Source organism: Sellimonas catena (assembly GCF_027924685.1).
GTDB classification, from domain to species: domain Bacteria; phylum Bacillota; class Clostridia; order Lachnospirales; family Lachnospiraceae; genus Sellimonas; species Sellimonas catena.
Genome location: NZ_BSBO01000008.1, coordinates 1 through 13,636, shown reverse-complemented (window position 1 = coordinate 13,636; position 13,636 = coordinate 1). Strand labels below are relative to the sequence as shown.

Sequence of the window (13,636 nt, the reverse complement as noted above, 5' to 3'; positions counted from 1 at the left end):
CTACTTCAATAATTTCTATAATCCGAAAATACTACTCAATGCGTAGTATGTTAATAATTTTAAGATTAGCAGTTATTCTGTTTCATCTAAAACTAACTGAGTGTACATTTCAAATACTGACAGTAAGAATAAATCTTCCATCGTATCAATAGTTTCTCCTGCAAAACCGCCTGGATCGCCGTAATCTTTTTTTGAATCTGAGTTTTTACTTCCGAAAATTGCAAGCCATTGAGCCAAAGTAGTTAAGAACTGGCATGCTTCAATTCCAGATGCTCCATATACTTCATATATATTCTCCAGTTCTTTAAGTGTCTTCCGTGAAGATTCCGCATCTTGGATATCTCTTAGAGTGTCCGTTATACAAAATTCATACGGAGAAGTTCCATCAAATCCAGAAGAAAATATTTTACCTGCTACACTATTCGGATCCATACAAGAAGGGCGATACTTAATACGTGAAACTGGAATCTCTTTATTGCCATAGGATTCTAAACTACGCAACACATACTTTCCTCCTTCGTAGAACGGAGAGTCATCATTAGGAAAATACTCGTAAAATACTTTTTCCATCTCTTTAATGCATTTTCCAAAAAGTTCGTTTATCTCCTTAACACGCAGATCAAGTTCGCAATACTCTAAAATGCGGTTCTGTACTTCCAGTGTCATACAGCAAAATTCACGGTACATATCTCTTGAATAATAAAATAAATCATTGTGCATTGCCGCAATCGCACATAAAGGTATTAGCCCTCTATCAGAATAATATTTTGATATGAACGAAACTGCCTGTGTTTTTACACTTTCGGCATGGCGGTTTTCATCTCGTTTATCTTGCCGTTGTTCAAACTCATTCATACGGCTACTCTGACGATATTGTAAAACCGCAATAACAATCGTCGCAATAAGAGAAACGACAGCGCAAATAATGCTTATCCAATCTGAACAACTCATTATGGTATCTCTCCCGAACTATTATTCGTACCATAATTATAGCATATTAGAAACACTTTTTATATTGAATTTGTTTTGTGTAAAATAATATAGAAATTCACTAATGAGAATCGAACTCATATAAGCTCTGGCAGCTTAGTGATAAAAAATTTAAAGCCGTACGACTGTATCATACGGCTTTCTCATGCTAAGACTTTTCTCATATATTCAAATTCAATAGTTTATTTGTACCCCATTCATTTTCTGCTATACCCCATTTTGCACCCCCATTTTTCTGCCCAGATACGTCAAATTTTGTAAGACTTTGTAAAGATTGTGGGGTATTGCAAATCTTTCACTTTCCTTAAAAATACTGGCTTAAAACGGTGTTCCTACCATATCGTACGGTGTCACCTGATATACGTAATAGTTCAGCCAGTTCGTATACAGGTTATTTGCATTGGATCTCCAGGTAAGGAGCGGACGGTTTTCCGGATTGTCATCCGGGTAATAGTTGACCGGAAGTTCAATCGGAAGTCCTTTTGCTTTGTCACGCTTATATTCCTGATCCAGTGTCATCCGGTCGTATTCCGGATGTCCCATGACAAAAATCTGTTTTCCATCTTTAGTCATGGCAAGGAAGATTCCCGCTTCTTCAGACTCTGCAAGCACCATCAGATCCTCACACGCCTTGATCTGCTCCGGATCCACCTGTGTATGACGGGAATGCGGCGCGTAAAATACATCGTCAAATCCTCTGACCAGAGGGATTCTTCTGTTCATGACGCGATGGCGGAATACGCCGAACAGCTTCTTATCAAGCGGGTATTTATCAATGCCAAAATGATAATAATAAGCTGCCTGGGCTCCCCAGCACAGATGAATCGTGGAGGTGACATTGGTTTTTGTCCATTCCATGATCTCTTTCATCTCATCCCAGTAGTCTACTTCCTCAAACGGCATCTGCTCGATTGGAGCCCCCGTGATGATAAATCCGTCAAACTTCTGGTCTTTTACGTCCTGAAACCGGACATAGAATTTATTCAGATGGTTTGCCGATGTGTTCTTGGACTGATGATTGGACACCATCACAAAGGTCACATCCACCTGAAGTGGGGTATTGGAAAACGAACGCAGAAGCTGAAGCTCTGTATCCTCTTTGAGCGGCATCAGATTCAGCAGTCCTATTTTCAGGGGACGGATATCCTGGTGCACCGCACGGTGCTCATCCATCACAAAAATATTTTCACGCTCCAGTATTTCTTTTGCTGGAAGATCATTTTGTACTCGAATCGGCATCTTCTCTTCTCTCCTTTGTTTCTTCTAAATATGTAAATTCTCCATCTTCTTCCAGATACTCTACATCTCCGTAGTGTTCTGTGTCCGGAGGCAGTTTTTTCTTCTTCAGTTTCTCTTCCACTACCATCTTCACGATATAGTAAATCACAGCAAACGTCGGAACCCCGATGATCATTCCGATAAATCCGAACAGTCCGCCCCCGAGCAGAATGGAAAACACCACCCAGAACGCGGAAAGTCCTGTGGAATTTCCAAGAATCTTCGGTCCGATCACATTGCCGTCCAGTTGCTGCAGGGCAATGATAAAGATCAGAAAATAAAGTCCCTTAAGCGGATCTGCAAGGGCAATCAGGATCGTACTTGGAATAGCACCGATATAAGGTCCGAAGAACGGAATCACGTTGGTCACTCCGACGATCACGCTGACAAGCAGGATGTACGGCATGTCCAGAATGGTGATCCCGATAAAACAAAGTACGCCGATAATGGCGGAGTCAATGATTTTTCCGATAATAAATCCGCCAAAAATTTCATTGCTTTTTCTTGTAATATGCAGCACCATATTGGCGCGCTCTACCTGCATGCCCGCATACAGCATTTTTTTAATCTGTGCCGAAAAAGTTTCCTTTCCGAACAGCATGTAGACAGAAACAATACATCCGACAAGAAAATTAAACACTTCGCTTAATACATTAATAGCACCTGTCGTTATATTGGTCATCAGCACATTCATCTGTCTGAGCAGATCCGTTTGAATCCAGTTCTGAATATTCTCCGACGCATGATTCAAAATATTTTCTACTATAGCACCGACGGGCGACTGTTCTTTTTGAATATGATCAAAAGAGTCCATCACTGCGTTCAACTGCCCCGGCAATGTCTCCATTAAATTGTGAACGCTTGTTATGAGTTCAGGAATCAGCATATTCAACAGAGTAATAATAATTGCGAATAAAACAAGCAGAGCCAGGCAGATTCCAATTCCTCTGGAAAGTCTGTCTGCCGTCCTCTTCTTTTTCAGCTTCTTCTCCAGCAGCGGGCAAAGGTATCTGTCTACTGCTTTTACAATTGGATTCAGCAGATAGGCGATGGCAAATCCGTAAATAATCGGCTTCAGAATTCCAATGATCGTCCGGATCACGCCGAAGATCGTGTCTACCCTGAGAAACGCAAAATAAAGAACGATACATGCCGCGATTACAAGGAAAAATGTCAGACCTCTCCCAAAGGACTGGCGAATTCTGGACGGGCCTTTTCTTCCAAAAGCAGGCAGTTTATCCGGCTCTTTTTCCTTTTTGTTTCCGATTCCCGAATGACTGGTATCTTTTCGCTTCAAATTCTTCCCTCCCGGTTGAAACACATATAAATTTATTATAGCGAAAGCTTTGAAACGCGTCAACAAAAGAACAGACGGAAATCATTCCGTCTGTTCTCTTACTTCTTTCTTACCGGCACTGGAAAGTTGCGCACTCTGTCTCTTCGCAGCTGCATGCCCCGCCGCCTTCTACACTGATCTTCCCTGCATTACATTTGCAGTTTTCATTGTAACAGCATTCCTGAGCCTTACAGTCAATCGTGCTGAGAGGAGAAGCCTCCATGGACGCATTTGTAAATGTTCCGGATTTTCTCTCCTCAAAGCTGTCACAGCATGTGTCGGATGCATTTTTTGCCTGATCGCCTCCTACGCGAATACTGTCAAGATTACAATAATAGTTCTGATTGTGCATACAATTCTGCACCGTACATTTTAATTCTGGCATCTTTTCATCCTCCTTCTATTTCTCAGGAGGTAGTATGTCCAGCTTTCAGATAATCTATTCCTTTGTTTCGATTTCTCTTCTCACTCTTCCAGAGATTTCCTTTTTGATATCGCACAGGAAGTCTTCCAGAGCTTTCTGTCCTTCATCTCCTGCAAATCTGCTTCTTACGGAAACAAGGCTCTCTTCTTCCTCTTTTGCTCCTACTACCAGCATATACGGAATCTTCTGCATCTGAGCCTCACGTATCTTGTAGCCGATTTTCTCTGCTCTTGTGTCAATCTCGGCGCGGATTCCTGCCTCTTTTAATGCCTCGAATACTTTCTCTCCGTATTCCAGATGTTTGTCGGAAATCGGAAGCACTTTCACCTGTACCGGAGCAAGCCAGGTCGGGAATGCCCCTGCAAAGTGTTCAATCAGAATTCCGATAAACCGCTCGATGGAGCCGAATGCTACACGGTGGATCATGATCGGACGATGTTTCTCTCCGTCTGCCCCTGTATATTCCAGATTGAAACGCAGCGGAAGCTGGAAGTCAAGCTGGATTGTTCCGCACTGCCATGTACGTCCGATGGAGTCTTCTAGATGGAAGTCGATCTTCGGTCCGTAAAAAGCACCGTCACCCTCATTGACTACATAGTCCATTCCCAGTGCATCCAGCGCTTCTCTGAGCGCTTCTGTAGCCAGATTCCAGTCTTCATCGCTTCCCATGCTGTCTTCCGGTCTTGTAGAAAGTTCTACATGATATTTGAAGCCAAACAGCTTGTAAACTTCATCGATCAGAAGCGCAACACCCTTGATCTCATCTTTCACCTGTTCCGGTGTCATAAAGATATGGGCATCGTCCTGTGTGAAGCAGCGCACTCTCATCAGTCCGTGCATCTGTCCGGATTTCTCGTGGCGGTGTACAATACCAAGTTCTCCCATACGAAGCGGAAGGTCACGGTAGGAACGCGGTTCTGACTCATAAACGAGGATGCCGCCCGGGCAGTTCATCGGCTTCACGGCAAAATCCTGATCGTCGATTACTGTTGTATACATATTTTCTTTGTAATGATCCCAGTGTCCGCTTGTCTCCCAGAGATGACGGCTGAGCATGATCGGAGTGGAAATCTCCACATAGCCGTTCTTTGTATGGATCTCTCTCCAGTACTCCAGAAGCGCGTTTTTCAGCGCCATTCCTTTCGGAAGGAAGAACGGGAATCCCGGGCCTTCTTCTCTGAGCATGAACAGCCCCAGTTCTTTTCCAAGCTTTCTGTGGTCTCTTTTCTTCGCCTCTTCCATCATTGTCAGATACTCATCCAGATCTGCTTTTTTTGTAAAGGAAGTACCATAGATTCTTGTCAGCATCTTGTTCTTCTCATTGCCTCTCCAGTAGGCACCTGCAAGGCTTGTCAGCTTGAATGCTTTTACCGCTTTTGTATTCATCAGGTGCGGTCCTGCACAAAGATCCGTAAACTCTCCCTGTTTGTAGAAACTGATAATAGAATCTTCCGGAAGATCCTCGATCAGTTCCACCTTGTACGGCTCCTCTTTTTCTTTCATCAGAGCGATGGCTTCCTCTCTTGGAAGTGTAAAGCTTTCAATCGGCAGCGCCTCTTTTACAATCTTTTTCATCTCTTTTTCGATCTTTTCCAGATCCTCTGTTGTAAACGGAGTCTCTCTGTCCAGATCATAGTAAAATCCATCAGCAATTGCCGGTCCAATGGCAAGTTTTGTCTCCGGATACAGACGTTTTACCGCCTGTGCCAGAATATGGGAGGAAGTATGCCGGAATGTTTCCTTTCCTCCTTCGTCCTGGAATGTCAGGATGCTGAGTTCGCAGTCATCGGAAAGCACCGTTCTCAAATCCACCACTTCCCCATTGACTTCTCCTGCCATTGCCACTCTTGCAAGGCCTTCGCTGATATCGGATGCAATCTCGAATACAGACATGCTCTTGTCGTACTCTCTCACAGACCCGTCTTTTAATGTAATTTTCATCTTGTTCTTCCCCTTTCTATTCTGTTTATTCTATGGAAACCCTCTCACGGTCCGGATGTTCACCTGACCATCCGACCGGAGGCATGGTATCGAGCTTTTGCATTTCTGTTTTCGTCAACTCAAAGCCGAAAATATCCTGATTATTCTTCATCCGTTCCTCACTCGATGCCTTCGGAATTGGAATGATTCCTTTCTGGAAGGCATACCGCAGGCAGATCTGTGCCTGGGTCACATGGTGCCTTTCTGCAAGAGCACGGATCAGTTCATCATCCATCACCCGCCTTCTTCCAAGCGGGCTCCATGCCTGTACAAGAATATCATGTTCCTGGCAGTAGCGCACCGCCGCTTCCTGAGTATATCCCGGATGAAACTCCAGCTGGTCAACCGCAGGTACAACCTCACAGGATTCCAGAAGATTCTCAATGTGGTGCGGAAGGAAATTGCTGACACCGATAGCGCGTACCCGCTTCTCGTGATAGAGCTTCTCCAGTGCTTTCCATGTTTCGATATCCAGTTTCTTCCAGTTCTCACAGTCCGGCGATGGCTTCGGCCAGTGAATCAGATACAGATCCAGGTAGTCTGTCTGAAGATTTTTTAATGTCTGCTCAAAAGCCCGCAGAGTATTATCATATCCCATCTCATCTTTCCAGACCTTGGAGACAAGGAAAAACTCTTCCCTTGGAATTTTGCTTTCTTTCACAGCCTCTCCCACATAGGTCTCTGTCTGATAAAAGGAGGCTGTATCCAGATACCGGTATCCGCACCGGACAGCTGTTTTGATAATCTTTGATGTACTTCCTTCCGCTGCCTTGTAAGTGCCGAATCCCAGACACGGAATCTGTACACCATTGTTCAACGTCCTGCATTCTTTAATACTGTTCATTTCAAGTTCCTCCTTTTCTTAACTGTAAAATCAGATCCCTGTGAAATAAAAAGTCCCCTGCAGCTATCGCTGCAGGGGACGAGTTCTCACCCGCGGTTCCACCCCGCTTATGCCGTCCACCCCGAAAGATGAAAGACATCTCTTGCTGATAATGATAACGGTATTAAACCGGACGGTTTTGCCGCCGCTCAGAGGTAGTCTTCAGATGGTCCGTGATAAAAGGCTTCCAGCCAATGGCCTCTCTCTCTGGATCCGGTTTCACACCCTACTCGTCTCGTCACCACGTTTTCGTTTCTCAAATATAGAGTAATTATAATCATTCCGATTTTATTTGTCAATGCCTGTTTCTCCATCCTTTTACAGGCAAAAGCAGCACAGCCAGTGCTTCGCGCACCATATAATTCAGATAAAGAACCGGCTCTGACTTTGCCGGAACAGGGAAAAGTCTTTGGTACCCTTCCCTCTTTCCAAGAAGCCATGCCCGGTAAATGTGGAAGCTGTTCGTCACCACGCCGGCTTTCTTTTCCCTGATCTCCGGAATGAGCCGCACCGTAAACCTTAGATTTTCCTCCGTTGTGGAAGACCGGTCCTCCGGAAAAATCCGCTCTCTTTCGATCCCTCTTTCGGCCAGATACTCTTTCATGGCCTCTGCTTCCGGGATATCCTCGCCTCTTCCCTGCCCTCCGGAAACCACAATTTTCACAGCCCTGTGTCTGACTGCATAAGTGTATGCCCTGTCAAGTCGGAGCTTTAGCGAGCTTGTGATCCGGGTACGGTCTACCTTTGCCCCAAGAACAATCAGATACTCCAGGTCTTTCGCTTCTTTCTGCCTGCCAAAAAGCAACATCCGGATCCAGACAGCCGCCACTGCTGTCCAAAGCAGTGTCCAAAGCACAAGTGCCGCCCGTTCAGCCTGCCACGGAAGTCTCTCCTGCAACAATCCATACCCGATGCAAAGCACACCACAAAGAAGCCAGAAGCGGGAAAAGGTTGAATTCCATCTTCCGACATACCGGCATACAGCCAGATAATAAAGAAGACAGAACATTCCTGTCACAAAAGACATTATTTATTTTTGCCGCAGCAATGTTTGTACTTCTTGCCGCTTCCGCACGGACACGGGTCGTTTCTTCCGATCTTCTTTCCTTCTCTTACAAAAGTATGCATCTTTTTCGCTTCCTTATACAGCTCTTTCTGCTGTTCTTCGGAAAGCAGGATGTTCCACTGTGGAAGCTGGTAAAGCCACTCAGCCTTCGCATCTACCATGTTTTTGTAAAGTTTTTCTTTATCATAGATCAGATTGACCTCTGTATCTTCTTCCATGGTCTCGATCGGATTTTCGTTTATAAGGCTTTCGTTGATTCCGTCAAGGAATCCTACCATTGTCATAACTTCCACACCATATTTTTCGGCCAGTTCTTTCACTGTGCCTTTCACTTTCTCATCCGGGTTGGAAAGTAATTTTTCGTAAATTTCTTTTTCAGTCTGAAAATATGCGCCCCAGAAAGTCTCAAGCTGCTGCTTTGTCATCTCTCTGGAATACGCAGTCTCTCTCCACTGTTCCAATAACGTACTCATATCAAATTCTCCTTTGATTTAAAATAATCTTCGCAGACTTCATTATATAACAGGATATTTTATATTGCAAGAAAAACCACCCTGCCCTCTTCCATTGCTTTTTTAACGTATCTTTTATATAATTGTCATGAAAATAATCCATCAGGAGGTTTAACCATGAAAAAGACAAAACGAATTCTGGCTGTCCTTGGAATCATTCTTCTGATCACCATGTATGCCAGTACACTCATTTTTGCATTGATTGATCATTCCGCATCCCTGGGATTGTTAAAAGCATCCATCGCCTGTACAATTTTCGTTCCTGTTCTGCTTTATGCCTACACTTTGTTTTACCGTCTTCTTCACCGAAACGATGAAGATATGTAATCTCTTTACCAGAATATCAGATTTCAGCAAACATTTTCCTGTAGAATAAAACAGTGTGCCCGGAGCAAATCATTTTCTCCATGGACACACTGTTTTATTATCTGCCCGGGACCTGACTTCCGGCCGGGCGTTATTCTATTTTATTTCATGCCAGACTGAAAAAAAGAATCGGGTTGAAATCCGCCCCTGCGTCTTCTCTCTGGCTTCTTTTTTCTTTTTCTTTCATCTCTTTTCTTCTGTTTAAGTATTCTTCCATTGAAATTGCTTCCATGCGTCCCGGTATACTACTCTGCTGCATATAAAAACCTCCTTTTTCTGTTTCCCGGTATCACTATTATATGAAACGGAAAAAAACTTTATGACTCCCCCTTTACATCTTTCACTTTACCATCGAAATGTGTCTGTTTTATGGCACTGTTCTAAAATTTATCTAACTTCTTTCTTAAAAAATAAACAAAACCGCTCTTATCTGTTATCACTTTATCTCTTGACAGTATAAAAGTTTTATTTTACACTAGTAATAATTTTTAAAGGAGGACTCGAACATGGAAAACTTAATGATACCAGAGGGCTACCGCCCGCCGCTTTCCATCCGTGAAACGGAAGTTGCCATCAAAGAGGTGAAAGATCACTTTGAAAGGTCTCTTGCAAAGAACCTTCATCTGACACGTGTATCTGCCCCTCTTTTTGTTCGTCCGGAATCCGGACTGAATGACAACCTGAACGGTGTGGAACGCCCGGTTTCTTTTGGAATAAAAGAGCAGAATGATAAAGAGGTGGAGATTGTACACTCTCTCGCGAAGTGGAAACGCTATGCGCTGAAGCGTTATGGTTTTCACTCCGGAGAAGGTCTCTATACAGATATGAGTGCGATCCGCAGAGATGAGGATACCGACAATCTTCATTCCATCTATGTGGATCAGTGGGACTGGGAAAAGGTGATCTCCAGAGAAGAGCGCAATGATGAAACGCTGGAATACACGGTACGGAAAGTCTATGCGGCACTGAAGGAAACCGAACACTTTATGGCACGGCGCTATAACTACATCGGAGAAATTCTGCCGGATGACATTACATTTATCACTTCCCAGGAACTGGAAGATCTCTATCCTGAATGTACGCCGAAGGAGCGGGAATACCGCTATGCGAAGCAGAAAAAAGCCATCTTCATCAAACAGATCGGAAAAACATTAGCGTCCGGCGAACGCCATGACGGACGTGCTCCTGACTACGATGACTGGGAATTAAACGGCGATATTATCGTCTACTACCCTGTTCTTGATACAGCTCTCGAGCTTTCCTCCATGGGAATCCGTGTCGATGAAGCTGCGCTGAAACGCCAGCTTGCTCTTGCCGGCTGCGAGGAACGTGCCGAACTGGATTTCCAGAAATCTCTCCTCGGCGGGGAACTCCCGTATACAGTTGGAGGAGGGATCGGACAGTCCCGTATCTGTATGTTCTACCTGCGCAAGGCTCATATCGGTGAAGTTCAGTCTTCCATCTGGCCGAACGAAGTGGTTGAAGAAGCTGCGGTAAACGGAATTCCGCTTTTATAGATTTCAAAACCGCTCTGAACCACTTATTCCGGACATCCAAAACGGCTGCATGATGAATCATCATGCAGCCGCTCTTTCTTGTTTTTCTTTATCTGTAAATGATATCCTCACGTCCCGGTCCGTTGGAAACAAGTGTGATCGGGTAACCGATCTTCTCTTCTACGAACTCGATGTATTTCCGGCAGTTTTCCGGAAGATCTTCGTATTTCCTGATGCCGCGGATATCGCATTTCCATCCCGGAAGCTTTTCGATCACCGGTTTTGCCTTCTCCAGAAGGTAAGTCGGCGGGAACTCTGTTGTGATTTCTCCGTCGATATCGTAAGCAACGCATACCGGAATTTCATCCAGGTAGCCAAGTACATCCAGTACTGTGAACGCCACATCAGTTGTTCCCTGCATACGGCATCCGTATTTGGATGCAACCACATCAAACCATCCCATTCTTCTCGGACGGCCTGTCGTTGCGCCGTACTCTCCGCCGTCACCACCGCGGCGTCTCAGCTCGTCTGCCTCTTCTCCGAAGATCTCGCTGACAAACGCACCTGCTCCTACCGCACTGGAATATGCCTTACATACTGTCACGATCTTGTTGATCTCATATGGCGGAATTCCTGCGCCGATTGCACCGTATGCAGCCAGAGTGGAAGAAGATGTAACCATCGGATAGATTCCGTGATCAGGATCTTTTAATGTTCCAAGCTGTCCTTCCAGAAGGATCTCTTTTCCTTCTTTTAATGCTTCGTGAAGGAATAAAGATACATCGCAGACATACGGCTCGATCATCTTCTTGTAACCCATCAGCTCGTCGAACAGCTCGTCCGGCTGAATCAGCGGTTTATGATATAAGTGCTCCAGAAGAACATTTTTCTGCTCTGCAACACGCACAACCTTTTCCTTTAACAGTTCTTCATCAAACAGTTCGCTTACCTGGAAGCCGATCTTTGCATACTTGTCTGAATAGAACGGGGCGATTCCGGACTTGGTAGATCCGAAAGATTTCTTTCCAAGACGCTCCTCTTCATACTGGTCAAAGAGCTTGTGGTAAGACATTACCATCTGTGCACGGTTTGACACTTTGATCTTCGGAGTCGGCACATTTCTGTCCACGATAGACTGAATTTCATTTATTAAAACCGGAACGTCCAGTGCAACTCCGTTTCCGATTACACTTGTTGTATGATTATAGAACACACCGGATGGTAGTGTATGAAGTGCAAACTTTCCATAGTCGTTGATAATCGTATGACCGGCATTTGCTCCTCCCTGAAAGCGGACGATGATATCGGCCTGCTTTGCGAGCATATCCGTAATCTTACCTTTCCCCTCATCTCCCCAGTTAGCACCTACTACTGCTTTTACCATAACATATCCTCCTGTATGTGAATCGTTTTTTAACCACCTAAGCATTATACTATATTTTTAGGCAAATGTACATTTGATTTTCCGTTTTTCGGAAGTTTTCCAAAGATTTCGCAGCCTTTCCGCCCGGCAGGATGCTTTCCGGGACATATCCAGGTCTACATCAGAGGTGCAAACAGCCTCAGCACCTGTCCTTCGATTTTTTCCTTAACACTTCGCTCCTGAACCTCTTTCATCGTCACAAAGTGACACTTCTTCAATGTCTCCTGAAAGTCCCTCTCAATATCCGCGACAACCGGATTGTTATAAATAAAGACTCCATCTTCAAAATGAAGATACAGACTTCTGTAATCCAGATTGATTGTTCCTACTGTCGCGGTGTCATCATCAGATACGAAGATCTTGGCGTGAACAAATCCCGGAGTATACTCATAAATCCGGGCCCCTGCTTCAATCAATTCTTTATAATATGTCTTTGCCACCGCAAACGCATACGGCTTATCCGGAATGTGCGGCATGATGATGATCACTTCCATCCCGCTTTTTGCCACACGGGCGAGTGTTTTTATCATTTCATTATCCAGAATCAGATACGGTGTCATAATGTGGACATACTCTTTTGCATGATTCAGGATATGAAAGTATACTTCCTCACCGACAGTCTCATTGTCGTACGGGGTATCCCCGTACGGAAGAACGTATCCGTCTTTCGGATCAAACGGTTTACGGGAAGGATACAAATACTTTTCGTAGGCATCACTCTTCTTCTCATCAATATTCCACATCTGAAGAAACATGATCGTAAGACTCTGTACGGCATCTCCTTCCAGCATGATCGCCGTATCCTTCCAGTGTCCGAAACGCTCTCTCCTGTTAATATATTCATCCGCCAGATTAACCCCGCCTGTAAATCCTACCTTGCCGTCAATCACACAGATCTTTCGGTGATCACGGTTATTCTGAATTGTGGATACAATCGGATTGATCGGATTGAATACCTTACACCGGATTCCTCTTCTTCTAAGATACCACGGATAATCTGACGGAAGCTTGGAAATACTGCACATACCGTCATACATAAACCGGACTTCCACGCCTTCGGCTACTTTTTCTTCCAGAATGTGACGGACTTCATCCCACATTTCTCCGCCTTCCACGATAAAGTATTCCATAAAAATGAAATGCTCCGCCTTTCTCAGCTCTCTTTTAAGCGCATCAAACTTGTCCTCTCCAAGAGGGTAATATTCCAGCCTGGTGTTGCCATAAATCGGGAATCCCATATGTTTTCCAAGATAAAAGGACAGATTCTTATTCGCCAGTTTACTCTCCTTCATGGCATCAATGATCTCCATATCCTGACACATGTACTCTTCGGTCTCTTGCCGGAGGGTTTCAAGCCTCTTTCCAATATACCGCGTACCGATTTCGGATTTGACATAGATGTAGAAAAACGTTCCGAAAATCGGAAGAGCCATGATACACAGGACCCATGTCAGCTTAAACGCCGGATTATCTTCCGAATTAATGATATAAATCACCGCAATCGTACCGATAATACTGAAGACTCCATATAAATAGGTCCAGCTATCCGTCAGAAAATAAATACCAAAAACCATGACAAGAATCTGGATCAGAATCAGAAGAAGAATGACAGCAGTTCTGCCGTAGATCACACTGAAGAGTTTCTTTTGTACTTTTCGCTTTTTGCTTGATTCCAAATTCAATACCTCGGTTCCTTACTAAATACGGTTTATTCTAACACATTTCATTTTACACCTCAACTCCAAACGATTCAATGTATGTGTCAAGTAATCGTTGGCACTTTTTCTTCTTTTTTTGATATCAGTTTATTTCTTTTATTTTCAGACAATTCAGCTCGGACTTTATCTGATCATTTTATGTTTCTTTTTAACAGAATGCTCTT

At 44.1% G+C, this 13,636-nt stretch carries 13 protein-coding genes; 2 read left to right on the top strand and 11 right to left on the bottom strand.

Annotated features, from left to right (window positions below; all coding sequences use genetic code 11):
* Positions 1–72: 72 nt before the first annotated feature.
* The 8 genes from Selli1_RS05080 to Selli1_RS05045 form a co-directional block, all read right to left on the bottom strand.
* Positions 73–951, bottom strand: coding sequence for a hypothetical protein (locus Selli1_RS05080; RefSeq protein ID WP_281872434.1), 879 nt, complete (start codon positions 949–951; stop codon positions 73–75).
* A gap of 357 nt (positions 952–1,308) precedes the next feature.
* Positions 1,309–2,229, bottom strand: a complete 921-nt coding sequence (metA, locus tag Selli1_RS05075) for a homoserine O-acetyltransferase MetA (protein WP_087168269.1) — start codon at positions 2,227–2,229, stop codon at positions 1,309–1,311.
* Entirely contained in the window at positions 2,207–3,565 is a 1,359-nt protein-coding gene (locus tag Selli1_RS05070; RefSeq protein ID WP_281872433.1) for an AI-2E family transporter, read from the bottom strand. The genes metA and Selli1_RS05070 overlap by 23 nt, the downstream gene beginning before the upstream one ends.
* 109 nt (positions 3,566–3,674) lie before the next feature.
* Positions 3,675–3,989 (bottom strand): DUF1540 domain-containing protein, encoded by a 315-nt coding sequence (locus Selli1_RS05065; RefSeq protein WP_087168271.1) that lies wholly within the window; start codon positions 3,987–3,989, stop codon positions 3,675–3,677.
* A gap of 54 nt (positions 3,990–4,043) precedes the next feature.
* Complete coding sequence (gene thrS / locus Selli1_RS05060) at positions 4,044–5,969, bottom strand: threonine--tRNA ligase (RefSeq protein ID WP_087168272.1); 1,926 nt, start codon at positions 5,967–5,969, stop codon at positions 4,044–4,046.
* Positions 5,970–5,994: 25 nt separating this feature from the next.
* On the bottom strand, positions 5,995–6,852 hold the full coding sequence (locus Selli1_RS05055) for an aldo/keto reductase (RefSeq protein WP_087252796.1): 858 nt from the start codon (positions 6,850–6,852) through the stop codon (positions 5,995–5,997).
* 334 nt (positions 6,853–7,186) lie between these two features.
* A complete protein-coding gene (locus Selli1_RS05050; protein ID WP_281872432.1) occupies positions 7,187–7,918 on the bottom strand; it encodes a YdcF family protein in 732 nt (243 codons plus the stop codon).
* Positions 7,918–8,430 (bottom strand): SEC-C metal-binding domain-containing protein, encoded by a 513-nt coding sequence (locus Selli1_RS05045; protein ID WP_087168275.1) that lies wholly within the window; start codon positions 8,428–8,430, stop codon positions 7,918–7,920. The genes Selli1_RS05050 and Selli1_RS05045 overlap by 1 nt, the downstream gene beginning before the upstream one ends.
* A 156-nt stretch (positions 8,431–8,586) precedes the next feature.
* Between Selli1_RS05045 and Selli1_RS05040 the strand changes: the two genes are divergently transcribed.
* Positions 8,587–8,796, top strand: coding sequence for a hypothetical protein (locus tag Selli1_RS05040; protein ID WP_087168276.1), 210 nt, complete (start codon positions 8,587–8,589; stop codon positions 8,794–8,796).
* 145 nt (positions 8,797–8,941) lie between these two features.
* On the opposite strand, the gene Selli1_RS05035 is transcribed toward Selli1_RS05040, so the two are convergent.
* Positions 8,942–9,094: a hypothetical protein gene (locus Selli1_RS05035; RefSeq protein ID WP_158099238.1), complete on the bottom strand. Its 153-nt coding sequence runs from the start codon at positions 9,092–9,094 to the stop codon at positions 8,942–8,944.
* Between the two features lie 247 nt (positions 9,095–9,341).
* Here Selli1_RS05035 and asnA point away from each other — a divergent pair, with 247 nt between their 5' ends.
* Positions 9,342–10,352, top strand: a complete 1,011-nt coding sequence (asnA, locus tag Selli1_RS05030; protein WP_087168277.1) for an aspartate--ammonia ligase — start codon at positions 9,342–9,344, stop codon at positions 10,350–10,352.
* Positions 10,353–10,440: 88 nt separating this feature from the next.
* Here the strand turns inward: asnA and Selli1_RS05025 are convergent, their stop codons facing one another.
* Positions 10,441–11,715 carry an adenylosuccinate synthase gene (locus tag Selli1_RS05025; RefSeq protein ID WP_087252798.1) on the bottom strand — a complete coding sequence of 425 codons (1,275 nt, stop codon included), beginning with the start codon at positions 11,713–11,715 and terminating at the stop codon, positions 10,441–10,443.
* Between the two features lie 155 nt (positions 11,716–11,870).
* On the bottom strand, positions 11,871–13,430 hold the full coding sequence (gene cls / locus Selli1_RS05020) for a cardiolipin synthase (protein WP_281872447.1): 1,560 nt from the start codon (positions 13,428–13,430) through the stop codon (positions 11,871–11,873).
* Positions 13,431–13,636: the final 206 nt, after the last annotated feature.

Excerpts from the sequence above, each read along its gene's own strand:
- Selli1_RS05080 (WP_281872434.1), bottom strand. The coding sequence starts at position 951 with ATGAGTTGTTCAGATTGGATAAGCATTATTTGCGCTGTCGTTTCTCTT.
- metA (WP_087168269.1), bottom strand. The coding sequence starts at position 2,229 with ATGCCGATTCGAGTACAAAATGATCTTCCAGCAAAAGAAATACTGGAG.
- Selli1_RS05065 (WP_087168271.1), bottom strand. The coding sequence starts at position 3,989 with ATGCCAGAATTAAAATGTACGGTGCAGAATTGTATGCACAATCAGAAC.
- thrS (WP_087168272.1), bottom strand. The coding sequence starts at position 5,969 with ATGAAAATTACATTAAAAGACGGGTCTGTGAGAGAGTACGACAAGAGC.
- Selli1_RS05055 (WP_087252796.1), bottom strand. The coding sequence starts at position 6,852 with ATGAACAGTATTAAAGAATGCAGGACGTTGAACAATGGTGTACAGATT.
- Selli1_RS05050 (WP_281872432.1), bottom strand. The coding sequence starts at position 7,918 with ATGTCTTTTGTGACAGGAATGTTCTGTCTTCTTTATTATCTGGCTGTA.
- Selli1_RS05045 (WP_087168275.1), bottom strand. The coding sequence starts at position 8,430 with ATGAGTACGTTATTGGAACAGTGGAGAGAGACTGCGTATTCCAGAGAG.
- Selli1_RS05040 (WP_087168276.1), top strand. The coding sequence starts at position 8,587 with ATGAAAAAGACAAAACGAATTCTGGCTGTCCTTGGAATCATTCTTCTG.
- Selli1_RS05035 (WP_158099238.1), bottom strand. The coding sequence starts at position 9,094 with ATGCAGCAGAGTAGTATACCGGGACGCATGGAAGCAATTTCAATGGAA.
- asnA (WP_087168277.1), top strand. The coding sequence starts at position 9,342 with ATGGAAAACTTAATGATACCAGAGGGCTACCGCCCGCCGCTTTCCATC.
- Selli1_RS05025 (WP_087252798.1), bottom strand. The coding sequence starts at position 11,715 with ATGGTAAAAGCAGTAGTAGGTGCTAACTGGGGAGATGAGGGGAAAGGT.